At 56.0% G+C, this 24,723-nt stretch carries 19 protein-coding genes and 7 tRNA genes; 4 read left to right on the plus strand and 22 right to left on the minus strand.

Annotated features, from left to right (window positions below; all coding sequences use genetic code 11):
• Positions 1-6: 6 nt before the first annotated feature.
• On the minus strand, positions 7-2,589 hold the full coding sequence (gene leuS, locus C2E16_RS06275) for a leucine--tRNA ligase (protein WP_104951448.1): 2,583 nt from the start codon (positions 2,587-2,589) through the stop codon (positions 7-9).
• Positions 2,590-2,605: 16 nt separating this feature from the next.
• Positions 2,606-2,803, minus strand: coding sequence for a hypothetical protein (locus tag C2E16_RS06280; RefSeq protein ID WP_084971216.1), 198 nt, complete (start codon positions 2,801-2,803; stop codon positions 2,606-2,608).
• 20 nt (positions 2,804-2,823) lie between these two features.
• Between C2E16_RS06280 and C2E16_RS06285 the strand changes: the two genes are divergently transcribed.
• A complete protein-coding gene (locus tag C2E16_RS06285) occupies positions 2,824-3,306 on the plus strand; it encodes a zinc ribbon-containing protein (RefSeq protein ID WP_104951449.1) in 483 nt (160 codons plus the stop codon).
• Positions 3,307-3,505: 199 nt separating this feature from the next.
• Here the strand turns inward: C2E16_RS06285 and C2E16_RS06290 are convergent, their stop codons facing one another.
• From C2E16_RS06290 to miaB, 9 genes are all read right to left on the minus strand, one after another.
• Entirely contained in the window at positions 3,506-4,231 is a 726-nt protein-coding gene (locus C2E16_RS06290; protein ID WP_038627445.1) for an amino acid ABC transporter ATP-binding protein, read from the minus strand.
• Complete coding sequence (gene gltK / locus C2E16_RS06295; protein ID WP_038627443.1) at positions 4,232-4,909, minus strand: glutamate/aspartate ABC transporter permease GltK; 678 nt, start codon at positions 4,907-4,909, stop codon at positions 4,232-4,234.
• Positions 4,909-5,649, minus strand: a complete 741-nt coding sequence (locus C2E16_RS06300) for an amino acid ABC transporter permease (RefSeq protein ID WP_038627441.1) — start codon at positions 5,647-5,649, stop codon at positions 4,909-4,911. The genes gltK and C2E16_RS06300 overlap by 1 nt, the downstream gene beginning before the upstream one ends.
• A gap of 155 nt (positions 5,650-5,804) precedes the next feature.
• Positions 5,805-6,701 (minus strand): amino acid ABC transporter substrate-binding protein, encoded by an 897-nt coding sequence (locus tag C2E16_RS06305; protein WP_038627439.1) that lies wholly within the window; start codon positions 6,699-6,701, stop codon positions 5,805-5,807.
• A gap of 405 nt (positions 6,702-7,106) precedes the next feature.
• A complete protein-coding gene (gene lnt, locus C2E16_RS06310; protein WP_038627437.1) occupies positions 7,107-8,639 on the minus strand; it encodes an apolipoprotein N-acyltransferase in 1,533 nt (510 codons plus the stop codon).
• A 44-nt stretch (positions 8,640-8,683) separates the two neighbouring features.
• The gene (corC, locus tag C2E16_RS06315) at positions 8,684-9,562 is read right to left on the minus strand and encodes a CNNM family magnesium/cobalt transport protein CorC (protein ID WP_038627435.1); all 879 of its coding nucleotides are present in this window, start codon (positions 9,560-9,562) and stop codon (positions 8,684-8,686) included.
• A 79-nt stretch (positions 9,563-9,641) separates the two neighbouring features.
• A complete protein-coding gene (gene ybeY, locus C2E16_RS06320; RefSeq protein ID WP_084970215.1) occupies positions 9,642-10,115 on the minus strand; it encodes an rRNA maturation RNase YbeY in 474 nt (157 codons plus the stop codon).
• Positions 10,112-11,170 (minus strand): PhoH family protein, encoded by a 1,059-nt coding sequence (locus C2E16_RS06325; RefSeq protein WP_038627431.1) that lies wholly within the window; start codon positions 11,168-11,170, stop codon positions 10,112-10,114. Before C2E16_RS06325 ends, ybeY begins: the two co-directional genes overlap by 4 nt.
• A 207-nt stretch (positions 11,171-11,377) precedes the next feature.
• Entirely contained in the window at positions 11,378-12,802 is a 1,425-nt protein-coding gene (gene miaB / locus C2E16_RS06330; protein ID WP_038627429.1) for a tRNA (N6-isopentenyl adenosine(37)-C2)-methylthiotransferase MiaB, read from the minus strand.
• Between the two features lie 174 nt (positions 12,803-12,976).
• Here miaB and ubiF point away from each other — a divergent pair, with 174 nt between their 5' ends.
• On the plus strand, positions 12,977-14,149 hold the full coding sequence (gene ubiF, locus C2E16_RS06335; RefSeq protein WP_084970216.1) for a 3-demethoxyubiquinol 3-hydroxylase: 1,173 nt from the start codon (positions 12,977-12,979) through the stop codon (positions 14,147-14,149).
• Between the two features lie 89 nt (positions 14,150-14,238).
• Here ubiF and C2E16_RS06340 read toward each other — a convergent pair.
• The 11 genes from C2E16_RS06340 to nagB all read right to left on the minus strand — a co-directional run bounded on the left by C2E16_RS06340 (position 14,239) and on the right by nagB (position 20,313).
• Positions 14,239-14,313: transfer RNA gene (locus C2E16_RS06340), tRNA-Gln, on the minus strand.
• A gap of 26 nt (positions 14,314-14,339) precedes the next feature.
• Positions 14,340-14,414 (minus strand) — tRNA-Gln (locus tag C2E16_RS06345).
• A 6-nt stretch (positions 14,415-14,420) separates the two neighbouring features.
• A tRNA-Met gene (locus tag C2E16_RS06350) sits at positions 14,421-14,497 on the minus strand.
• Positions 14,498-14,517: 20 nt separating this feature from the next.
• A tRNA-Gln gene (locus C2E16_RS06355) sits at positions 14,518-14,592 on the minus strand.
• A gap of 36 nt (positions 14,593-14,628) precedes the next feature.
• Positions 14,629-14,703: transfer RNA gene (locus tag C2E16_RS06360), tRNA-Gln, on the minus strand.
• Between the two features lie 20 nt (positions 14,704-14,723).
• Positions 14,724-14,808, minus strand: a tRNA-Leu gene (locus C2E16_RS06365).
• A gap of 8 nt (positions 14,809-14,816) precedes the next feature.
• Positions 14,817-14,893: transfer RNA gene (locus C2E16_RS06370), tRNA-Met, on the minus strand.
• 219 nt (positions 14,894-15,112) lie between these two features.
• Complete coding sequence (asnB, locus tag C2E16_RS06375) at positions 15,113-16,780, minus strand: asparagine synthase B (protein ID WP_038627425.1); 1,668 nt, start codon at positions 16,778-16,780, stop codon at positions 15,113-15,115.
• A gap of 291 nt (positions 16,781-17,071) precedes the next feature.
• Positions 17,072-18,292, minus strand: a complete 1,221-nt coding sequence (gene nagC, locus C2E16_RS06380) for a DNA-binding transcriptional regulator NagC (protein WP_038627423.1) — start codon at positions 18,290-18,292, stop codon at positions 17,072-17,074.
• Between the two features lie 6 nt (positions 18,293-18,298).
• Complete coding sequence (nagA, locus tag C2E16_RS06385; RefSeq protein WP_084970217.1) at positions 18,299-19,447, minus strand: N-acetylglucosamine-6-phosphate deacetylase; 1,149 nt, start codon at positions 19,445-19,447, stop codon at positions 18,299-18,301.
• 65 nt (positions 19,448-19,512) lie between these two features.
• Entirely contained in the window at positions 19,513-20,313 is an 801-nt protein-coding gene (nagB, locus tag C2E16_RS06390) for a glucosamine-6-phosphate deaminase (RefSeq protein ID WP_038627419.1), read from the minus strand.
• A 333-nt stretch (positions 20,314-20,646) separates the two neighbouring features.
• On the opposite strand from nagB, the gene nagE reads away from it, so the two are divergent.
• Both nagE and glnS read left to right on the plus strand, forming a co-directional pair.
• Positions 20,647-22,686, plus strand: a complete 2,040-nt coding sequence (gene nagE / locus C2E16_RS06395) for an N-acetylglucosamine-specific PTS transporter subunit IIBC (protein WP_084970218.1) — start codon at positions 20,647-20,649, stop codon at positions 22,684-22,686.
• Between the two features lie 158 nt (positions 22,687-22,844).
• Entirely contained in the window at positions 22,845-24,512 is a 1,668-nt protein-coding gene (glnS, locus tag C2E16_RS06400) for a glutamine--tRNA ligase (RefSeq protein WP_038627415.1), read from the plus strand.
• Positions 24,513-24,723 lie beyond the last annotated feature (211 nt).

Genomic DNA, 24,723 nt, shown 5'->3' on the forward strand with positions numbered 1-24,723 from the left:
CTGAACTTAACCCACAACCAGGTTAAGCAGTTTGCCCGGGACGTAAATCACTTTACGAATAGTGACGCCGTCCAGGTATTTTGCCACCAGATGTTCCTGCGCGGCACGCGCCTGAACCTGCTCCTGAGTGGCATCCGCCGCCACGGTAATTTTACCGCGCACTTTGCCGTTAACCTGTACTACTACCAGCACGGAGTCTTCAACCATAGCGGATTCATCCGCAACCGGCCAGGGGGCGTTGTCGACGTCGCCTTCGCCGCCCAGCGCCTGCCACAGCGTAAAGCTGGCGTGCGGGGTGAACGGGTAGAGCATGCGCACCACGGCCAGCAGCGCTTCCTGCAGCAGCGCGCGATCCTGCTCGCTCTCCTGCGGCGCGCGCGCCAGTTTGTTCATCAGCTCCATAATGGCGGCGATGGCGGTATTGAAGGTCTGACGACGACCAATATCATCGGACACCTTGGCAATGGTTTTGTGCAGATCGCGACGCAGCGCTTTCTGATCGTCGGTAAGGCCGTTCAGATCCAACGCGGCGACAGCGCCTTTCTGGCTGTGGTCGTAAACCAGCTTCCAGACGCGCTTCAGGAAGCGGTTGGCGCCTTCAACGCCTGATTCCTGCCACTCCAGCGTCATTTCCGCCGGGGAAGCGAACATCATAAACAGACGAACCGTATCGGCGCCGTAACGCTCTACCATCAGCTGCGGGTCGATGCCGTTGTTTTTGGACTTCGACATTTTGCTCATGCCTGCGTAGATCACTTCGCGGCCAGAGGCGTCGACAGCCTTCACGATACGGCCTTTCTCGTCGCGTTCGACGGTGACATCTACCGGAGAGACCCAGTTGCGCTCGCCGTTGGCGCCGACATAGTAGAAAGCGTCGGCCAGCACCATGCCCTGACACAGCAGACGTTTCGCCGGCTCGTCGGAGTTAACCAGGCCTGCGTCGCGCAGCAGCTTGTGGAAGAAGCGGAAGTACATCAGGTGCATAATGGCGTGTTCAATGCCGCCGATATACTGATCGACCGGCAGCCAGTAGTTCGCCGCAGCCGGATCGAGCATGCCTTTATCGTAATCTGGGCAGGTATAGCGCGCGTAGTACCAGGACGATTCCATAAAGGTATCGAAGGTATCGGTTTCACGCAGCGCCGGCTGACCGTTGACGCTGGTTTTCGCCCACTCAGGATCCGCTTTAATCGGGCTGGTAATGCCGTCCATGACCACATCTTCCGGCAGCACCACCGGCAGCTGATCTTCCGGCGTCGGCATCACGGTGCCGTCTTCCAGCGTCACCATCGGAATCGGCGCGCCCCAATAGCGCTGACGGGAAACGCCCCAGTCGCGCAGACGGTAATTGACCTTGCGCACGCCGACGCCTTTTTCCGCCAGCTTATTGGCGATGGCGTTGAAGCCCGCTTCGTGATCGAGACCGTTAAATTCGCCGGAGTTGAACAGCGCGCCTTTTTCAGTCATTGCGGCGGCGCTGACGTCCGGCTCGCTGCCGTCCAGGTTCAGCACGACAGGTTTGATCGGCAGATCGTATTTAGTGGCGAACTCCCAGTCGCGTTGGTCGTGCGCCGGCACCGCCATTACCGCGCCGGTGCCATATTCCATCAGCACGAAGTTCGCGACCCATACCGGCACCTTATCGCCGCTCAGCGGGTGGATGGCAAACAGGCCGGTCGGCATGCCTTTTTTCTCCATGGTGGCCATTTCCGCTTCCGCCACCTTGGTGTTGCGGCATTCAGCGATAAAGTCGGCCAGCACGGGATTATTCATTGACGCCTGGGTCGCCAGCGGATGACCCGCCGCCACGGCGACATAGGTGGCGCCCATAAAGGTGTCGGGACGCGTAGTGTAGACGGTGACTTTCTCTTCGCTTTCCGCCACGTCAAAAGTGATTTCTACCCCTTCAGAGCGGCCGATCCAGTTGCGCTGCATGGTTTTGACCTGTTCCGGCCAGTCTTCCAGCTTGTCCAGATCGTTCAGCAGCTCATCGGCGTAATCAGTAATCTTAATAAACCACTGCGGGATCTCTTTGCGCTCGACTTTGGTGTCGCAGCGCCAGCAGCAGCCGTCGATAACCTGTTCGTTGGCCAGCACGGTCTGATCGTTCGGGCACCAGTTCACCGCCGAGGTTTTTTTGTAAACCAGGCCTTTTTCATACAGTTTGGTGAAGAACCACTGTTCCCAGCGGTAGTAGTCGGGTTTACAGGTAGCCAGTTCGCGACTCCAGTCGTAACCAAAACCCAGCAGCTTCAGCTGGTTCTTCATATAGTCGATATTGGCATAGGTCCAGGGCGCGGGCGCCGTGTTGTTTTTAACCGCCGCGCCTTCCGCAGGCAGACCGAACGCGTCCCAGCCGATCGGCTGCAGCACGTTTTTGCCCAGCATGCGCTGGTAGCGGGCGATCACATCGCCAATGGTGTAGTTGCGCACATGGCCCATATGTAGGCGGCCAGAAGGATAGGGCAGCATCGAGAGGCAGTAATATTTCTCTTTGCCTTCTTCTTCGGTCACTTTGAACGTCTGTTGGTCATCCCAGTGTTGCTGGACACGGGATTCTATCTCTTCCGGGCGGTATTGCTCTTGCATGGCAGCCTGTGGTCCTTTATGAATAGCGCGAAGCCTGAACTGTGTAGATTAAGATCCGCATAGCATAGCCGATAAGGCTTTGCCGCAACAACACCTGACGGCCGCCGTCGGTCCATTTCTCTGCAAGCTGGAAGAACGCCTGCAAAATTTTCAGCGAAACGCGGCGCGGGCGAAGCAAATCCGCGATAAGCGCTAGAATTAAACGGAGGTTCACCGCGGATAACAGGAGAAAATATGAATAAGGTGGCGCAGCATTATCATCAGCTGGTCTCTTCCCTGAGCGAGCGCTTGCTGCAGGGAGAGCGGGATATTGACGGCATGGTCGAACAGGCCCGGCAGCAGCTGATGATGGAAGGCGATTTATCACGCAGCGAAGTTAACGACGTCACGCGTGCGGTGCGGCGCGATTTAGAAGAGTTTGCCCGCAGCTATAACGAAAATGAAAGCGATCTGACCGACAGCGTGTTTATGCGCGTGGTGCGTGAAAGCCTGTGGAAAGAGCTGGCCGATATCACCGATAAAAGTCAGCTTGAGTGGCGCGAAGTGTTTCAGGATCTCAATCATCACGGCGTCTATCAGAGCGGCGAAGTGGTGGGGTTGGGCAACCTTGTATGTGAAAAATGCCATTTCACCCGCGCTATCTATACCCCGGAGACGCTGACGCTCTGCCCGGAGTGTGGGCACGACCATTTTCAACGTCAACCGTTTACGCCCTGAACGCAGGCGGCCTCAGGCCGCCGAAGGTAATTGACAACGTGCCATATCAGGCGTCATGGCTGATTCGCAAAGATGCAAAAAACGGCATCTCTGCCTGATTGTCCCGTGCCGTTTATGGCGCGGGATGCTTCGCTCACAGGTCTGTGACATCTATTGAAGTTTGTTAGCGGTCTGCGACGGCCGCAGGCCGCCTGTGATCTTAGTGCAGAATCTTCGCCAGAAAATCTTTAGCGCGGTCGGACCGTGGGTTGGCGAAAAAGGACTCTTTTTGCGTATCTTCGATAATCTTTCCTTCGTCCATAAAGATCACCCGGTTGGCCACCTTGCGCGCAAAGCCCATTTCATGGGTCACCACCATCATGGTCATGCCTTCATGAGCCAGCTCGACCATCACATCCAGCACTTCGTTAATCATTTCCGGGTCAAGCGCGGAGGTGGGTTCGTCAAACAGCATCGCCACCGGGTCCATACAGAGCGCGCGCGCGATGGCCACGCGCTGCTGCTGGCCGCCGGAAAGCTGGCCGGGGAATTTATTGGCGTGCGCCGACAGGCCGACGCGATCCAGCAGCTTGAGCCCTTTTTCGCGCGCAGCGTCTTTGTTGCGCTTCAGCACCTTTATCTGCGCCAACGTCAGGTTTTCGAGAATGCTGAGATGAGGAAACAGTTCGAAATGCTGGAAAACCATGCCCACTTTAGAACGCAGCTGCGCCATATTGGTTTTCTTATTGTTTAGCTGGATGCCGTTGACTTCAATCGTGCCCTGCTGAATTGGCTCCAGACCGTTAACGGTTTTAATCAGCGTTGACTTGCCGGAGCCGGAAGGGCCGCAGACCACCACGACTTCGCCTTTATTTACCTGAGTTGAGCAATCGGTCAGCACCTGAAAGTGACCATACCACTTTGAAACGTTTTTCAGGGTAATCATTTATACCGTCCTTTTTCTTTTTAGATAGCTGACCAGCGTTGAAGCACTAATACTGATAACGAAATAGACCAGACCGGCGAACAGGATCATCTCAACCTGCGTACCGTCACGTTCGCCGATAGAGGAAGCGGTGCGGAAGAAGTCGGCCAGGCTAAGGACATACACCAGCGAGGTATCCTGAAACAGGACGATGCCCTGTGTCAGCAGCAGCGGCACCATAGCGCGAAACGCCTGCGGCAGAATAATGAGCCGCATGGTCTGAAAAGGGGTCATGCCCAGCGCCAGTCCGGCGTTGCCCTGGCCGCGCGACACGCTCAGGATGCCCGCGCGGATGATTTCCGCGTAGTAGGCCGCCTCAAACAGCGAGAAGGCGACCATCGCCGATATCAGGCGAATGTCGGTTTTGGGCGACAGCCCCAGCACCTGCTGAAGAAAGCTCGGCACCACCAGATAGAACCACAGCAGCACCATTACCAGCGGTACGGATCGGAACAGGTTGACGTACAGCCGGGCGAACCAGCTGATCGGCTTAAAGGCTGAGAGGCGCATCACCGCCAGCAGGGTGCCCCAGATAATGCCGAACACCACCGCCGTTACGGTGATTTTAAGGGTAATCACCAGGCCGTTAAGCAAATAGGGCAGGCTGGGAATGATGGAACTCCAGTCAAACTCGTACATTATTTGCTCCCTGTATTGCCTGGCAGTCGCACCTTACGCTCTACCAGGCTCATCACCAGCATAATCACCAGGTTAATAGCGATATAGGCCAGGGTAATTGCGGTAAAAGATTCATAGGCATGCGCCGAATAGTCCAGCAGCTTGCCTGCCTGCGCCGCCATATCGACCAACCCGATAGTGGAGGCGATAGCGGAGTTTTTCACCAGGTTCAGCATTTCCGAGGTCATCGGCGGCACGATGACGCGATAGGCGTTAGGCAGCAGCACATACCGATAGGTTTGCGGCAGCGTCAGCCCCATTGCCAGCCCTGCGTTGCGTTGCCCGCTCGGCAGCGACTGAATCGCCGCGCGCACCTGCTCGCAAACGCGCGCGGCGGTAAACAGGCCGAGGCAGATGGTGGATGAAAGGAAAAACTGCAGATTAGGATCGAGTTCCGATTTAAACCACATCCCCAGATCTTCGCCCACCAGCTCCGGCGCCACCAGATACCAGAAAAAGAACTGCACAATCAGAGGAATATTGCGGAACAACTCGACATAACAGGTGCCGATGGCGGAAAACAGACGGTTGGGCGTGGTACGCAAAATGCCGAAAAAAGAGCCGACAAAGAAGGCGATAATCCAGGCGCAGACTGAGACGGCGAGCGTGGTTTGCAAACCTGACCACAGCCAGCCGAGGTAGGTGGTGTTGCCGAACGGGGCCTGTTCGAAAAAGATGCCCCAGTTCCAGTTAATACCCATAACTAACTCCGGTAAAAAAGGGTAGCTAAGCTACCCTGAAGATTGATGAGAGGCTTCTGTGGAACGCCTGTCGGGGAACGACCGACGGGCGCTGTCTGTCCGAGCCTGTTTTCAGCAATCGAGTGGGCGACGAATCGCCCCTGTTTTCGTTGTAATTAATTTAAAGCTTTATCATTCGGCGATTTGAACAGCGCTTTCATATCTTCGGAAAGCGCAAAGTTCATATTGAGATTTTTCGGCGGAATAGGCTGCTTGAACCAGGTATCAAACCATTTTTCCGCCTGGCCTGAGGTCTGCGCTTTAGCGATGGTTTCATCGACCAGCGTCTTAAACGCCGGATCGTCTTTACGCAGCATACAGCCGTAGGCTTCTTTCGATTGCGGCGTGCCGACAATTTCCCAGTTGTCCGGCTTCTTCGCTTTAGCGCGTTCGCCAGCCAGCAGAGCGTCATCCATCATAAAGGCCACGGCGCGGCCGGTTTCCAGGGTGCGGAAAGAGTCGCCGTGATCTTTCGCGCTGATAATGCGCATTTCCATTTTTTTCTCATCGTTGAGCTTGTGCAGCAGCACTTCAGAAGTGGTGCCGGAAGTCACAACGACAGTTTTGCCTTGCAGATCGGCGAAATCTTTAATTGGACTGCCTTTTTTCACCAGCAGGCGCGTGCCGATAACGAAAATGGTGTCTGAGAACGCGGCCTGTTTCTGACGCTCCAGGTTATTGGTGGTCGAGCCGCATTCGAAGTCATAAGTGCCGTTTTGCAGCAGCGGAATACGGTTCTGCGAAGTGACGGGCAGCATTTTCACCTGCAAATCGGGCTTGTTCAGCTTTGTCTTGATCGCTTCAACAATGGCGTTGGAGTAGGCCTGCGAGTAACCGACCACTTTTTGCTGATTGTCATAATAAGAAAAGGGAACAGAAGACTCGCGATGGCCGACCACGATAACGCCGTTATCATTGATTTTTTTCAGCGTGCCGGTGAGTTCTTCTGCCTGGGCTGCGCCTGCCGCTGCACTGAGCAACAGAAGAGACAGCGCCGCTTTACGCATCTGCATGTTCCAACTCCTTTGTCGTTTGGTCGCCTGATACAGGGACCGAGATAATGTTGTGTATGGCCTGCCGCTTTTCTTGTCGTGTCTTTCCAGAAAGGATCTGAATAGCTCTTAACATAGCGGAATGTTAACGTAATGAAACAAAAAAGTTTGTTTTTTGCGAAGCTCGCCGCACCAAATTAATGCATTTTTTTTCTGCCGCCCTAAAGCGGAGCAGGCACTGACCCTAATAAGTGCATTAGCAGCTGCGGCCGGACTTCAACCCGGTTAAATGCGGTTTCGCTACTCAGGTAATGCAAAGGCTGTGCCATCCACGTTAAGAGGCAAAGATGTCGTTTTGATGAAAACAGGCAGAAAAGAGGGAAGGAGAACAGGCGAAGCGCATTGGCTTCGCCTGTAGTCAGAACCTTAGCGACGCAGGCGACGCGCTGTAACGACCGACGCCAGCGTAAAGAACAGGGTCAGCAGCCAGACGGTAAGGTTGCCGGTGCGGGCATACGGCGTCAGGCCGGTTGTGGGCGCGACGCGTGCTTCCAGCACCTGACGCGTAAACTGCGGGATAATCTGCTGTACGGCACCGTCCGCGCCAACTACGGCGGTAACGCCATTATTGGTACTGCGCAGCAGCGGACGGCCCAGCTCCAGCGCCCGCATGCGCGCCATCTGGAAATGCTGCCAGGGACCGATAGAGTGGCCGAACCAGGCGTCGTTGGAGACGGTCAACAGAAAATCGGTATCGGGGCGGAAATTATCGCGCACCTGCTGTCCCAGCACGATCTCATAGCAGATCGCCGTCGTCAGGTTATAGCCCGCCGCCTTCAGCTGCGGTTGAATATAGTCGCCGCGACTGAAAGAGGACATCGGCAGATCGAAGAAGGGCGCCAGCGGTCGCAGCAACGCCTCCAGCGGCACAAATTCGCCGAAAGGCACCAGATGATTCTTCTGATAACGGTTGCCGCCGTAATAGTCATAAGGTTTGTTGCCGCCCAGCACGATAACCGAGTTGTAATCGTAATAGCGATTGCTCTCCAGCCGGGAATCGACAATACCGGTAATCAGCGTGCTGTCGCCGCCTCGCATCGCGCTATCCAGCCCGTGTAAAAACGGCTGCTGGTTGACTTCCAAATCGGATATCGCCGACTCAGGCCAGATAATTAACGGCGCTTTGCCAATAAAAGGGCGGCTGCTGTCGCTGTAGATGCGCAGCGTATTGCGCAGCTGCTCTGGGTCCCATTTCAGCGATTGGGGGATATTGCCCTGCACCAGCGCGACATCCACCGCGCGCGTCGGCTGCGGCTGATACCAGTTGATATAGCGCAGCGGCCAGGGCAGCAGCAGCAGCGCCAGCGCCGCCAGCGCCGGCCACAGACGACGCTGCGCCAGCGCGCAGGTTGCCAGCCCGGCGATAATCATCAGCACGAACGTGACCGACTCCACGCCAGCCAGCGGCGCCAGGCCTTTCAGCGGGCCGTCGATCTGGCTGTAGCCGAACTGCAACCAGGGAAAGCCGGTCAGAATCCAGCCGCGCAGGAATTCGCTCACCTGCCAGGCGACCGGCGCCAGCAGTGTCAGCCTTAGCAGCGTGGCGCGCGGCGCGAGGCGATTGAGCACCGCCGCAAACAACAGCGGGTAGAGCGCCAGATAAGCGGCCAGCAGAATTACCAGCAGCACGTTAACCGGGCCGGGCATGCCGCCGAAAGTGGCGATGCTGACGTAAACCCAGTTAATGCCGCTGCCGAACAACCCGAAACCCCAGGCGAAGCCAATGGCGGCAGCCTGCGGCGTGGTGCGCTGCAATGTTAACGCCTGTAGCCCAATAAGAGAGATTAGGGCGGCAGGCCAGAAATCATAGGGGGAAAAAGCAAGGGTGCCGGCGGCGCCAGCAAACAAAGCCAGCAGCAGGCGAACCTGCTGACGGGCATAAACAGAGGCGATAGCCATAAATATGTTATTTATCCAGAATGGAGGCGATAGCCATTAATGCATTATTCATCCAGCGTAGGCAGCGGCGCATTTTCCGGTATTCTGACATGAACCTGGATGATACGACGACTGTCTGACATCGCGACTTTAAACTGATAGCCCTCAATCTCAATGCTTTCGCCGCGCGCCGGCAGATGACCGAAGCCCTGCATCACCAGACCGCCGATGGTATCCACCTCTTCATCGCTGAAATGCGTCTCGAAGACCTCGTTAAAGTCCTCAATCGGCGTCAGGGCGCGCACGGTAAAGGTATGGCGGCTCAGCTGACGAATATCGCGATCTTCTTCGTCGTCATACTCATCTTCGATTTCGCCGACGATCAGTTCAAGGATATCCTCGATGGTCACCAGACCCGATACGCCGCCGAACTCATCAATCACAATCGCCATATGATAGCGCTGCGAGCGGAACTCTTTCAGCATGCGGTCGACGCGTTTGCTTTCCGGCACCACGACCGCCGGACGCAGCACCTTTTCCATGCTGAAAGGTTCGGAGCCGCTGCTCATAAAGGGCAGCAGATCTTTCGCCATCAGAATGCCTTCCACGTGATCTTTATCTTCGCTGATCACCGGGAAACGGGAGTGGGCGGATTCGACGATAACTTGCAGGCACTCTTCCAGACTCTGATTACGCTTCAGGGTAATCATCTGGGAGCGGGGGATCATGATATCTCGCACGCGCTGCTCGGCGATATCCATGACGCCTTCCAGCATGTCACGCGTATCCTGATCGATCAGCTCGTTCTGTTCGGAATCACGAATAAGTTCCAGCAACTCTTCACGGTTCTTTGGTTCGTCGTGAAAAAGCTGGTTGAGAATGAGGGAGAAAAATCCCTTTTTGCTACTGGGACTGTCGCTGTTTTGTGAATGGTCGTCGCTCATGGCGTTCTGTTATGGGTCTCTCTTTATAAGAATCGGCCTGCCAGCGCTTCGCCGGCAGGGTCTGACAACAGGCTGCCTGTTACGGCGCCTCTTTCTCCGAAATGTACGGATCGGGATAACCAAGAGCAAGCATTATCTCAGTCTCCAGCGATTCCATCTCTTCGGCTTCATCATCTTCAATATGGTCGTAGCCAAGCAAATGCAGGCTGCCATGAATAACCATGTGCGCCCAGTGCGCCCCCAGCGCCTTCTCCTGCTCCTGCGCTTCCTGTTCAACAACCTGGCGGCAAATGATCAGATCGCCCAGCAGCGGCAATTCTATGCCGGCCGGCGCTTCAAACGGGAAAGAAAGCACGTTGGTGGGCTTATCTTTCCCGCGATAGGTAAGGTTAAGCTCATTGCTTTCCGCTTCGTCGACAATGCGGATAGTGACTTCGCTTTCCGGCTGAAACTGTGGCAGCACCGCCTCCAGCCAGCGGCGAAAATCCGCTTCGTCGGGAAGCCCTTCAGCCTGCTCGCAGGCAAGCTGTAAATCGAGAATAACCTGACTCATTTCTGTTCCTGTGCCGCCTGCATCGCCAGCGCTTCGCGCTTGCGTTCTTCCGCCTGCTTATCGCGGCGTTTTTGGTCCGCTTCTTCCCACGCCTCATAGGCGGTAACGATGCGGGCGACCACCGGATGGCGCACCACATCTTCGCTATGGAAGAAGTTAAAGCTGATCTCTTCGACGTCCGACAGCACTTCGATCGCGTGGCGCAGGCCCGATTTGGCGTTGCGCGGCAGGTCGATTTGGGTGATGTCGCCGGTAATGACCGCTTTCGAGTTAAAGCCGATGCGCGTCAGGAACATCTTCATCTGTTCGATGGTGGTGTTCTGACTCTCATCGAGAATAATAAAGGCGTCGTTCAGAGTGCGGCCGCGCATATAGGCCAACGGCGCCACTTCAATGACGTTGCGCTCCATCAGTTTCTCGACGCGCTCAAAGCCCAGCATCTCAAACAGCGCGTCATACAGCGGGCGCAGGTAAGGGTCAACCTTCTGGCTTAAATCGCCCGGCAGGAAGCCCAGCTTTTCACCCGCTTCGACCGCCGGACGCGTCAGCAGGATACGGCGTATCTCCTGACGCTCCAGCGCATCCACCGCCGCCGCGACCGCCAGGTAGGTTTTACCGGTACCGGCCGGACCGACGCCGAAGGTAATGTCATGGTCGAGAATATGGGCGATATACTGCGCCTGATTCGGCGTACGCGGCTTGATGACGCCGCGCTTTGTCTTGATGTTCACCGCTTTGCCATATTCCGGCACGCTTTCCGCCGTCTGCTCCAGCACGCGGCTCTCTTTGATCGCCAGATGAATCTGCTCCGGCTCAATGTCCGGGATCACGCCGCGCACCGGCGCGGTATCGACATAGAGATTACGCAGGATATCCACGGCGGCGTTGACGCAGATGGCGCGTCCGACCAGCTTAAAGCTGTTATCGCGGCGGCTGATTTCAATGCCTAACCGGCGCTCAAGCTGTTTCACGTTATCGTCAAACGGGCCGCACAGGCTTTGCAGGCGCTGGTTATCCGCAGGTTCTAACACTATTTCACGAGTTTCGATATTCAAACTAATCCTTTGGGTCGCTCAGGGCCAGGTTGAGAAATAACAGGGTACTTACGCCTGACAGGCAGGCTAGCCATAGCTGAAGTATTTATGTCATGACAGAAAGGCGCAAGCCATAAAGCGGATATTTGGGCGCGGCTTTCAGAAAGCAAGCGTAATGAAATGAAATAGTGCGGCGGGCAAGGGCGCCCGCCGCAGGTCGCAGTCGCATCAGGGCTGCCAGACGCCTACGCCGATTTCGTTCTCTTTGCGCGTGCGCGCGATGACCGATTCAGGGCTTTCCACTACGCGCAGACCCATCTGATCTTCGGTACGCACCACCACGCCGCGCAGCGAGTTGGTGTAAACGTCGACAATTTCCACATCGACGAATTTGCCGATCATCTCCGGGGTGCCTTCAAAGTTCACCACGCGGTTGTTTTCGGTACGGCCAGAGAGCTCCATCACGTTCTTACGCGACGGGCCTTCCACCAGGATGCGCTGCACGGTGCCAAGCATGCGGCGGCTCCACGCCATCGCCTGCTGGTTGATGCGATCCTGCAGGATATAAAGGCGCTGCTTTTTCTCCTCTTCGCTGACGTCGTCCGGCAGGTCGGCCGCCGGGGTGCCCGGACGCGCGGAGTAGATAAAGCTAAAGCTCATATCGAAGTTAACGTCGGCGATCAGCTTCATAGTTTTTTCAAAGTCTTCCTGCGTTTCCCCAGGGAAGCCGATGATGAAATCGGAGCTAATCTGAATATTCGGGCGCGCCTCTTTCAGCTTGCGAATAATCGCCTTGTATTCCAGCGCGGTGTGGGCGCGCTTCATCAGCGTCAGAATGCGGTCGGCGCCGCTCTGCACCGGCAGATGCAGGAAGCTCACCAGCTCCGGCGTATCGCGATAAACTTCGATAATGTCATCGGTGAATTCGATCGGATGGCTGGTGGTAAAGCGAATGCGATCGATGCCGTCGATCGCGGCGACCAGACGCAGCAGCTCTGCGAAGGTGCAGATGCCGCCGTCATAGGTCGCACCGCGGTAAGCGTTGACGTTCTGTCCCAGCAGATTGACTTCACGCACGCCCTGCGCCGCCAGCTGCGCGATCTCCAGCAGAATGTCGTCGCAGGGACGGCTGACTTCTTCGCCGCGGGTATAGGGCACCACGCAGAAGGTGCAGTATTTGTTGCAGCCTTCCATGATGGAAACAAACGCCGTCGGGCCTTCGGCGCGCGGCTCCGGCAGACGGTCGAATTTTTCGATCTCCGGGAAACTGATGTCCACCACCGGGCTTTTCGTGCCGCGTACGGAGTTGATCATCTCCGGCAGGCGATGCAGGGTTTGCGGACCGAAAACGATATCGACATAGCTGGCGCGCTGACGTATATGGTCACCTTCCTGCGAGGCGACGCAGCCGCCCACGCCGATAATTAATTCCGGGTTGCGCTCTTTCAGCGTCTTCCAGCGGCCCAGCTGATGGAACACCTTCTCCTGCGCTTTTTCGCGGATGGAACAGGTGTTAAGCAGCAGAATATCAGCCTCTTCCGCTACGTCCGTGAGGGTATAGCCGTGCGTACTATCCAGCAGGTCGGCCATTTTAGATGAATCGTATTCGTTCATCTGACAGCCCCAGGTTTTGATATGCAGTTTTTTACTCATCTAACTTGCCATTTATCAGTGCAGGAAGGATTGCAGGGCGCGTATTGTAATGCTTTGCTGCTGTTGTGACCAGTCTCGAGGCTTTTCTGTTTTTCGCGCGATTTCCGGTACACTTTATCTGACAGGTTCGCTGACCTGCCGCAGCGAGACGGCAGGGCACAGAAGGATACATTTATGCACCAAACGCATTTCGATATCGTCGTCGTGGGCGGCGGCATGGTGGGCGCGGCGTTAGCCAGCGGGCTGACGCAGCAGGGGTTTCAGGTAGCGGTGCTGGAGCGCGAAACGCCGCCTGAATTCAATGCGGAAGCGCCGCCCGACATTCGCATTTCCGCTATCGGCTGCGCCTCGGTGGCGTTGTTGAAGTCGCTGGATGTATGGCAACGCGTGGAGCAGATGCGCTGCGCGCCCTACCGCAAGCTGGAAACCTGGGAGTGGCAGACGGCGCGCGTGCAGTTCGACGCCGCGAGCCTGGGATTGCCGGAGCTGGGTTATATGGTGGAGAACAGCGTGCTGCAGCTGGCGCTGTGGCAGCGGTTGCAGGAACAGCCGGTCACGCTGTTCGCGCCGGCGAAACTGCAAACGCTTGAACAGCATAGCGGCGGCTGGCGGCTGGGATTAGCCGATGGGCAACAGCTGACGGCTCGTCTGGTCATTGGCGCCGACGGCGCAAATTCGCAGGTGCGTCAGCTGACCGGCATCGGCATTCAGGGTTGGAACTACAGCCAGTCCTGCATGTTGATAAGCGTTGAGCTGGATCATGACGCGGGCGACACCACCTGGCAGCACTTTACGCCGGACGGCCCGCACGCGCTGTTGCCGCTCTATGGCCGCTGGGCGTCGTTGGTCTGGTACGATCATCCGGCGCGCATCCGCCAGCTGCAGTCGCTGCCGCCGGAGCAGCTGCAAAAAGAGGTGGCGCGCTGTTTCCCGGCGCGGCTGGGCCGCTTTCGTGTTCAGCAGGCCGCCTCGTTCCCGCTGGTGCGTCGCCACGCCAACCACTATGTTCTGCCAGGGCTGGCGCTGGTCGGCGACGCGGCGCACACCATTAATCCGCTGGCGGGGCAGGGCGTTAATCTCGGCTATCGCGATGTCGACGCGCTGATCGATGTGTTAACCGAGGCGCGCGATCGGGCCGAGGAGTGGGCCTCCGAGCGCGTGCTGCAACGCTATCAGCGCCAGCGGCAGAAAGATAATCTGCTGATGCAGAGCGGAATGGATCTTTTTTATTTCGCCTTCAGCAATCGTCTGCCGCCGCTGCGCCTGCTGCGCAATATCGGGCTGATGGCGGCCGAGCGCGGCGGCCTGCTGAAGCGTCAGGCGCTGCGTTACGCGTTGGGATTATAAAAAGCATGACGGGCAGGCGATCTGCCCGTTGATTTTTCACAGTGCGCAGACGCAAAAAAGCCCGCAGAAGCGGGCTTTTTCACACTGTTTGGCTGGGGTGCAGGGATTCGAACCCCGGAATGCCGGAATCAGAATCCGGTGCCTTACCGCTTGGCGACACCCCAATAAATTGGGATAAACAGTTTGTAATTGGCTGGGGTACGAGGATTCGAACCTCGGAATGCCGGAATCAGAATCCGGTGCCTTACCGCTTGGCGATACCCCAATAATATGGTGGCTACGACGGGATTTGAACCTGTGACCCCATCATTATGAGTGATGTGCTCTAACCAGCTGAGCTACGTAGCCAGATTTACTGCTTTCTGGTGTGGCTGGGATACCTGGATTCGAACCAGGGAATGCCGGTATCAAAAACCGGTGCCTTACCGCTTGGCGATATCCCAATATCCGAACACGTATCTGTGTTACACCAGAATTTATGGCTGGGGTACCTGGATTCGAACCAGGGAATGCCGGTATCAAAAACCGGTGCCTTACCGCTTGGCGATACCCCATCCGTTGCCGATGACTGAAATGGTGCGGGAGGCGAGACTTGAACTCGCACACCTTGCGGCGCCAGAACCTAAATCTGGTGCGTCTACCAATTTCGCCACTCCCGCAAAAAAGATGGTGGCTACGACGGGAATCGAACCTGTGACCCCAGCATTATGAGTGCTGTGCTCTAACCAGCTGAGCTACGTAGCCATCTTTTTTCGCGTTACCTTCATCGGCGTTGCGGGGCGCATTATGCGTATTGCGCTCAACAGCGTCAACAAGTTTTTTGCCGATTTATACCTTTCACGCGTCGTTTGACTGGCTTGTAACCAGCATGACGATAAAAACATCAATTCTTGATCGCAACTTCAGCAGAGGCAATAAAAAACGGGCCGCAGAGGCCCGCTTTTACAACAGCTTAAGCGTAAATCATTTATAGGCGGACTGGTGAACGCCTACCGCGCGGCCTGACGGATCGTCCATTTTTTTGAACGCTTCATCCCACTCAATCGCTTTGGCGGAAGAGCAGGCCACGGACGGACCGCCCGGCACACATTCCGCCGCGCTCGGCAGCGGGAACAGCTCTTCGAAAATCACGCGATAGAGATAGGCTTCTTTCGACGCCGGCGTGTTGTACGGGAAACGATAGTGCGCGGTTTGCAACTGCTGATCGGTGACCTGCTGCGCCGCCACTTCTTTCAGCGTATCGATCCAGCTGTAGCCAACGCCGTCGGAGAACTGCTCTTTTTGGCGCCACGCCACGCTTTCCGGCAGATAAGAGGAGAAGCATTCGCGCAAGATATGTTTTTCCATCTTGCCGTTGCTGCCGCACATCTTATCCTGCGGGTTGATGCTCATCGCCACATCAAGGAATTTCTTGTCCAGGAAGGGCACGCGCGCTTCCACGCCCCAGGCGGACATCGCTTTGTTGGCGCGCGCGCAGTCATACATATGCAGCGCCAACAGCTTACGCACGTTCTCTTCGTGAAACTCTTTGGCGTTCGGCGCCTTATGGAAGTAGAGATAGCCGCCGAACACTTCGTCGGCGCCTTCGCCGGAAAGCACCATCTTAATGCCCATCGCCTTGATCTTGCGCGACATCAGGTACATCGGCGTGGAGGCGCGAATCGTCGTCACGTCATAGGTTTCGATGTGATAGATCACATCGCGGATCGCATCCAGCCCTTCCTGCACGGTGAAATGAATTTCGTGATGCACCGTGCCGAGATGATCGGCGACGGATTTCGCCGCTTTTAGATCGGGCGATCCTTCCAGACCGATGGCGAATGAGTGCAGCTGCGGCCACCAGGCGTCGCTCTGATCCTGATCTTCCACGCGCTTCGCCGCAAAACGTTTGGTCACCGCAGAGATAATGGAGGAATCAAGACCGCCGGAGAGCAGCACGCCATACGGCACGTCGGACATCAGATGGCTTTTTACCGACTCTTCCAGCGCGTTTTTCAGCGCGGCGGCGTCAGTCACCTTATCCGCGACATTGTCATACTCCATCCAGTCGCGCTGGTAGTAGCGACGAATTTCGCCGTCGGTGCTGGAGAGGTAGCTTCCCGGCGGGAATTCTTTGATAGTGCGGCAGACCGGCACCAGCGCTTTCATTTCTGAGGCGACGAACTGGTTGCCATGCTCATCAAAGCCCATATAGAGCGGGATGATGCCGATATGGTCGCGGCCGATAAGCCAGCTTTTCTTTTCACTGTCATACAGAATGAAGGCGAACATTCCCTGCAGGTCGTCAAGGAAGTCGACACCTTTTTCCTGATACAGCGCGAGGATCACTTCGCAGTCGGAGCCGGTCTGGAATTCATAGCGGTCGCTCAGCTCTGCGCGTAGCGCCTGGTGGTTGTAGATCTCACCGTTAACGGCCAGAACATGGGTATGTGCGGCGTTGTAAAGAGGCTGCGCGCCGTTGTTGACGTCGACGATAGAAAGACGCTCATGCGCCAGAATGGCGTGGTCATCGGCATAGACGCCAGACCAGTCCGGGCCGCGATGACGCATTAAACGTGACAGCTCCAGCGCTTTCTTACGCAGCTCTGAAGGGTCGCTTTTCAGATCGAGTACACCAAAGATTGAACACATAACCTACTCCTGATCTCACCTTAACGGCGATGTTGTCATTGCATAATATTGGATAAGCAACGCCTGTCGTTGCGTGATGAATAAGAAAATGCGCTATTTGCTGCATACAATGCAAGCGTTTTCCTTTTTTCCTGATAAAAAGGTTGTTGCTCAAGGTGGAATGTTGAATATCATCTAATAAAAAGCGGTAAAAATTATTGGATCGGCAAAAAACAGCGGGGTGAGCTTAAAAAACGACCAGAATGGGGCGCAGGCGAAAAAAAACCAGCCGCTCAGGGCTGGTTTGCGCTGTCACTCTTCAAGCAGACGTTGCAGTAAGGTGCCGTTCAGCATCGCTCGCTTCGCCAGCGCAAAAGCGCCGATCGCTGAACGATGATTCAGCGCTGAACGCACCACCGGCAAGTTTTTGTGAAACGCCTTCAGCGTCTGCGTGTTAATACAGCTTTCAATAGCGGGGAACAGTACTTTTTCCGCTTCGGTGATCTCGCCAGCCAACACAATTTTTTGCGGGTTAAACAGGTTGATGGCGATGGCGATCGCTTTACCGAGATAGCGGCCGGCATGCTCAATGACTTCTGTCGCCAGCGCATCGCCCCGATTCGCCGCTTTGCTGATGGCCTGAATCGAACAGTCATCCAGCGTAAGCGTGCTGGAATAACCCTGCTGAAGCAGATGGCGCACCCGATTTTCAATCGCGCTGTTGGCGGCAATGGTTTCCAGGCAGCCAAAATTGCCGCAGTGGCAGCGTTCGCCTAACGGATCGACCTGGATGTGGCCTATTTCGCCAACGTTACCGTTGCTGCCCAGGAAGATTTGGCCGTTAGCGATAATGCCCGCGCCCGTGCCGCGATGTAAACGCACCAGAATAGAGTCCGCACAGTCGCGGCTTGCACCAAAATAGTGTTCCGCCAGCGCCAGGCTGCGGATATCGTGGCCGACAAAGCTGGTCACGTTGAACCGCTGACGCAGGTTGGCGACCAGCGGCCAGTTATTGACCGTAATATGCGGCATATAGCGGATGATGCCGTTATCAGGATCGACCAGACCGGGCAGGATAACAGCGATGGCGATCAGCTCGCGCATCTTACGCTGGTGGGCCGCGCAAAAATCGGCAATAGCGTTGAACAGTGCCTGCTCCAGCGTTTCCTGCGTCCGCTGCGGCAGCGGGTAGTGCTCTTCCGCCAACGCTTTGCCGCTTAGATCATACAGCGTCACCGTGGCGTCATTGCGGCCAAGACGGACACCGATGGTGTGAAAGCCGCGGGTTTCGGTAATGATGGAAATTGCGCGGCGGCCGCCGGTGGACGCCTGCTGATCCACCTCTTTAATCAGGCCGCGTTCAATCAGCTGGCGGGTAATTTTTGTGACGCTGGCGGGCGCAAGCTGGCTCTGTTCCGCAATCTGGATACGGGATATCGGCCCCTGCTGGTCAATCAGGCGGTAGACCGCTGCACTGTTTAACTGTTTTACGAGGTCGACATTTCCTATTTGTGCCTGGCCGCCAGTGGTCATCAATGATTACTCGCTGAAGACGTCGTTACCGTTAACGATAGTCTTGATAATGTGAAAATCGCGCGTAAACAGCGTCAGGTTCGCTACTTTTCCAGCTTCAATCGATCCTAACTGCTTATCTACGCCCATCGCGCGGGCTGGATAGAGCGTCGCCATTCTCAAGGTTTCATCCAGAGAAATGCCGACATGTTCAACGCAGTTACGCACCGCTTCAATCATAGTCAGCGCCGATCCGCTCAGCGTTCCGTTTTCGTCAACGCACAGCCCGTCCCGATAGTATATTGTTTTGCCAGCAAAAATGAACCGATCAATGTTCGCACCAGCTGGCGCGGTCGCGTCGGTCACCAACACCAGCTTATCGCCTTTAATGCGTTTGGCGTTGCGTACGTTGGCGTAATGCACATGCAGACCGTCGGCGATAATGCCGCAGTAGACTTCCGGCGTATCAAGCAGGGCGCCGAGCAGCCCCGGTTCGCGTCCGGTCAGCGTCGGCATCGCATTATATAGGTGGGTCGCAAAGCTGACGCCAGCGGCGAAACCGCTGCGTGCCTCAGCATAGGTAGCGTGAGAGTGACCGGCGGAAACGATAATGCCGGCGTCGCGCAGCTGGCGGATCACTTCCGTACCGGCCATTTCCGGCGCCAGCGTCACTTTCGTAATCACATCCGCGTTATCGCACAGGAATTTCACCAGCGCGGGCTCAGGCTTGCGAATCAGCTCCGCGTGGTGCGTGCCTTTTTTCGCGACGTTAAGCCAGGGACCTTCCAGATGCAGGCCCAGCGCCTGATGCTGATGATGCGTCAGCCAGCTGCGCATCACTTCCACCGCGCGGATCATCAGCTCATCGGAACTGGTGATAAGGGTGGGCAGGAAGCTGGTGCAGCCCGATTTCTCATTGGCTTTCTGCATGATGGCGAGCGTTTCAAGGCTCAGCGCGTCGAGACTGTCATTAAACTGGACGCCGCCGCAGCCGTTTAACTGAACGTCGATGAAACCGGGAGAGACCAGCGCGCCGCTCACGTCGCGCTGTTCGCATTCCGCGGGCAGTTCGCTGGTAGGGCAGACGCGCTCAATCAGGCCGTCTTTAATCACAACGGCATGATCATCCAGAATTTCATGACCGGTAAACAGGCGGCCATTCACTAAAGCGTACATAATATTCTCCCGACTAAAGCGGCATCTGCCCGGCACGCTGGCCGGACAGGTTGTCAAATCACTGTTTATAAACCCTGCATATTTTCCGCTTCCATCTCGCGGAAATATTTAACCGTTTTGACCTTCAGCTCCATGGTGGAAGGCTCATCGCAAACCACAACGGCTTTCGGGTGCAGCTGCAGGCAGCTAATGGTCCACATATGGTTAACGTTGCCTTCTACCGCTGCCTGAAGCGCCTGCGCCTTAACATGGCCGGTCACCAGAATCATCACCTCCTCCGCATCCAGCAGCGTGCCGACGCCGACCGTCAACGCATATTTCGGCACCTGATTCACATCGCCGTCGAAGAAACGCGAGTTCGCCACGCGCGTGTCGTGCGTCAGCGTTTTAATACGGGTGCGGGACGCCAGCGAAGAGGCCGGTTCATTAAAGGCGATGTGTCCATCATTGCCGACGCCGCCCATAAAGAGATGAATTTTTCCATAGGCGCGAATCTTCTCTTCATACTGGCGACATTCTGCGTCAATGTCCTCAGCATTTCCATTAAGAAGATTAATGTTTTCGCGAGGAATATCAACATGATCGAAAAAATTGCGATACATAAAGCTGTGGTAGCTTTCCGGATGCTCTTTCGGCAGGCCGACATATTCATCCATATTGAAGGTGACGACATGTTTAAAGCTAACCTGGCCCGCTTTATGCATTTCGATAAGATGCTTGTAGGCTTCGAGCGGCGTGCCGCCGGTAGGAAGGCCAAGAACGAAAGGACGTTCTGCCGTTGGTTTAAAGGCGTTGATGCGGTTTACAATGTGGCGTGCGGCCCATTTGCCTACCTGGGAAGCGTTCGCCAGAGGAATCAGTCTCATAGTTTACCTCGTTTAAGCAGTTTTCAAACCGGTGGTGGACGGTTGTGCCAACAAACCTAAGCGTAGGGTGACTTTGCTGCCCTGACAGCAAAGGAGAGCGCCGTCCTGATATTTCAGATCATAAAATAAGTGGCGGAGGATAGCCAGTGGTACGGCGACCGCAAATAAGATTATGGTGATAAAAGTCACAGACAGAGCGCGTTTAATTTGCGTAGCGAATTAAATTATTTTTACACTGCACCTTAAAGCAGCAAATTTCGTCAGGTGATCTGAGGAATGTGATAATAACAGTAACAACCTCAGACGCCTTTTTGATTCTCACAGGGGGAAATAGTGAATATTCTCAGTTATTTGCAGAAAGTAGGGCGGGCGCTGATGGTGCCGGTGGCTACGCTGCCGGCCGCCGCGATACTCATGGGCGTCGGCTACTGGCTCGATCCTGACAGCTGGGGCGCGGGCAATGCGCTGGCGGCGCTGCTGATCAAGTCGGGCGGCGCAATTATCGAAAACATGGCGGCGCTGTTTGCCGTCGGCATCGCTTACGGTATGTCGAAAGATAAAGATGGCGCCGCGGCGCTTTCCGGCTTCGTCGGTTTTCTGGTCGTCACCACGCTCTGCTCGCCAGCGGCAGTGGCGATGATTCAGCATATGCCGCTGGAGCAGGTGCCCGCCGCCTTCGGCAAAATCAACAACCAGTTTGTCGGTATTCTGGTCGGTATCCTCTCCGCTGAGGTTTACAACCGCTTCAGTCACGTAGAGCTGCCGAAAGCGCTGTCGTTCTTTAGCGGACGCAGGCTGGTGCCCATTCTGGTCTCCTTCCTGATGATTCTGGTTTCCTTTATTCTGATGTACGTCTGGCCGGTGATCTTCGATGCGCTGGTGAACTTCGGCGAACATATTCAGAAGCTGGGTTCAGTCGGCGCTGGCGTCTATGCCTTCTTCAACCGTCTGCTGATTCCGGTTGGTCTGCATCACGCGCTCAATTCAGTATTCTGGTTTGACGTGGCCGGCATTAACGATATCCCGAACTTCCTCGGCGGCGCGCAGTCTATCGCCAGCGGCAAAGGGATTGTCGGCGTCACCGGACAGTATCAGGCCGGTTTCTTCCCGATTATGATGTTCGGTCTGCCTGGCGCGGCGCTGGCGATTTACCAGTGCGCCCGTCCAGAAAACCGCGCCAAAGTCGGCGGCATTATGATCGCGGCGGCGTTTGCGGCCTTCTTTACCGGCATTACCGAACCGCTGGAATTCTCCTTTATGTTCGTGGCGCCGGTGCTGTATGTCATCCATGCGGTGCTGACCGGCATCTCCGTCTTTATCTCCGCCAACATGCACTGGATCTCCGGCTTCGGCTTCAGCGCCGGTCTGGTAGATATGGCGCTGCAATCGCGCAACCCGCTGGCAACGCAGTGGTATATGCTGATCCCGCAGGGTCTGGTGTTCTTCGTCATCTACTATCTGGTGTTCCGTTTCACCATCAAAAAATTCAACCTGATGACACCGGGCCGCGAGTTGGCGGTGTCAGGCGATGAAAGCGATGGCTACGATGTGAACGTGGAGAGCGGCGTAAGTGGCGAAACGGAAACCGAATCGCTGGCGCGTCGCTATATCAGCGCGGTGGGCGGCTCCGATAACCTGACGCACATCGATGCCTGTATCACCCGTCTGCGCCTGAATGTGAAAGACAGCGCTACGCTGAATGAGGGGCTGGCTAAACGTCTTGGCGCGTCGGGCGTAATCCGTCTGAATAAACAGAGCGTGCAGATTATTGTCGGCACCCAGGCGGAATCGATCGCCTCTGCGATGAAAAAAGTGTTGGCGAAAGGCCCGGTAGCAGCCTCAGGCGCGGCGGCGCCGGTCGCTGATGCGGTGAAAAGCGCGCCGGTCGCTGCGCCAGCAACGACCGCGCAGCACGCCTTCGCCAAGCTGCTGGCGCCGGTGAGCGGCGAAATCGTGGCGCTGGATCAGGTACCGGACGAGGCGTTTGCCAGCAAAGCGGTGGGCGACGGTCTGGCAATCAAGCCTACCGGCAACATCGTGGTGGCGCCGACCGCAGGCACGCTGGTGAAAATTTTCAACACCAATCACGCGTTCTGCCTGGAAACGGCGGACGGCGTGGAGATTGTGGTGCATATGGGGCTGGATACTGTTGCGCTGGCGGGCAAGGGCTTTAAGCGTCTGGCGGAAGAGGGCGCGACCGTTAGCGCCGGTCAGCCGGTGCTGGAAATGGATCTTGATTTCCTTAACGCGAATGCCCGCTCAATGATCAGTCCGGTAGTGGTCAGCAACATCGACGACTTCGCTGGCGTGGCGTCGCTGGCGACGGGAACGGTGGTTGCAGGCGAAAGCAAACTGTACGAAATCCGCAAATAACGCCCCCCTGGCATTAAACCTCTCTAAGGCAGGAAGCGATTCCTGCCTTTTTTCTGCCCTGGCGCCAACAAACGGTTGTTTCCCTTGCGCGCTTTGTGGATCATAATCCGTTATTTCATGGTTAAACCAACCAGACATTTTGTGTTGAGGATACAGTGATGAGTGAGGCTGAAGCCCGCCCAACTAACTTTATTCGTCAGATCATCGACGAAGATCTGGCGAGCGGCAAGCACAGCAGTGTGCATACCCGCTTTCCACCGGAGCCGAACGGCTACCTGCATATTGGTCACGCCAAGTCGATCTGCCTGAACTTCGGCATCGCCCAGGATTATCAGGGGCAGTGCAACCTGCGCTTTGATGATACCAACCCAGCAAAAGAAGATATCGAGTTCGTTGAGTCCATCAAGCGTGACGTGCAGTGGCTGGGTTTCCAGTGGAGCGGCGAGGTCTGTTACTCCTCTAATTATTTCGACCAGCTTTATCAGTACGCTATTGAGCTGATCAATAAAGGCCTGGCCTATGTCGACGAGCTGTCGCCAGAGCAGATCCGCGAATATCGCGGCACGCTGACGTCGCCGGGTAAAAATAGCCCTTACCGCGATCGCAGCGTAGAAGAGAACCTGGCGCTGTTTGAAAAAATGCGCAACGGTGAATTCGCCGAAGGCGCGGCCTGCCTGCGCGCAAAAATCGATATGGCGTCCAACTTTATCGTAATGCGTGACCCGGTGCTGTACCGCGTTAAATTCGCCGAACATCATCAGACCGGCAACAAATGGTGCATCTATCCGATGTATGATTTCACCCATTGCATCTCCGATGCGCTGGAGGGGATCACCCATTCGCTCTGTACGCTGGAGTTCCAGGATAACCGTCGTCTTTATGACTGGGTGCTGGACAACATCACCATTCCGACACATCCGCGTCAGTATGAGTTTTCGCGTCTTAATCTCGAATACGCCATCATGTCCAAGCGCAAGCTGAACCTGCTGGTGACCGAGAAGATTGTGGAAGGCTGGGACGATCCGCGCATGCTGACCGTTTCCGGTCTGCGTCGTCGTGGCTATACCGCCGCCTCGATCCGTGAATTCTGCCGTCGCATCGGCGTCACCAAGCAGGACAACATCGTTGAAATGGCGTCGCTGGAATCCTGTATTCGCGACGACCTGAACGAGAACGCGCCGCGCGCGATGGCGGTGCTCGATCCGCTGAAGATCGTGATCGAAAACCTGCCTGCCGGACATGAAGAGATGATTGAGATGCCTAATCATCCCAACAAGCCGGAAATGGGCCAGCGCACAGTGCCGTTCAGCCGTGAAATCTGGATCGATCGCGCCGACTTCCGCGAAGAGGCCAACAAGCAGTACAAACGTCTGGTATTGGGTAAAGAAGTGCGTCTGCGCAACGCTTACGTTATTCGCGCCGAGCGCGTGGCGAAAGATGAAGAAGGCAACATTACCTGCATCTTCTGCACCTGCGACGTGGATACGCTGAGCAAAGATCCGGCAGACGGACGTAAAGTAAAAGGCGTGATCCACTGGGTTTCCGCAGAACATGCGGTGCCGGCCGAATTCCGTCTTTACGATCGTCTGTTCAGCGTGCCGAATCCGGGCGCGGCGGAAGATTTCCTCGCCACCATTAACCCGGAATCGCTGGTGATCAAACAGGGCTTTGTGGAGCCTGGCCTGAAGCAGGCGGAAGCGACTTCGCCTTACCAGTTTGAGCGCGAAGGTTATTTCTGCGCCGACAGCGTCTATTCCAGCCCGCAGCATCTGGTGTTCAACCGAACCGTTGGCCTGCGCGACACCTGGGCGAAAAGCGGCGAGTAAAACCGCGTAATTGTCAGCAAGGCGGCTCAACGAGCCGCCTTTTTTACGCCTGTCGTCCCATCGGGCGAGAAGGGCGCTCCCGTTCCGCTGGTAAACGTCAGGTTTCCGCCGATGCCATTCCGCCATTAGCCTGCGCCACATCAAAATCGTTCCTTGTTATGTACTAGTTCATGAGTTCACTCTGAGGTAGAATGTCTGCCTGAGCGGTGGT

The organism is Mixta calida (assembly GCF_002953215.1).
Classification (GTDB): Bacteria; Pseudomonadota; Gammaproteobacteria; order Enterobacterales; family Enterobacteriaceae; genus Mixta; species Mixta calida.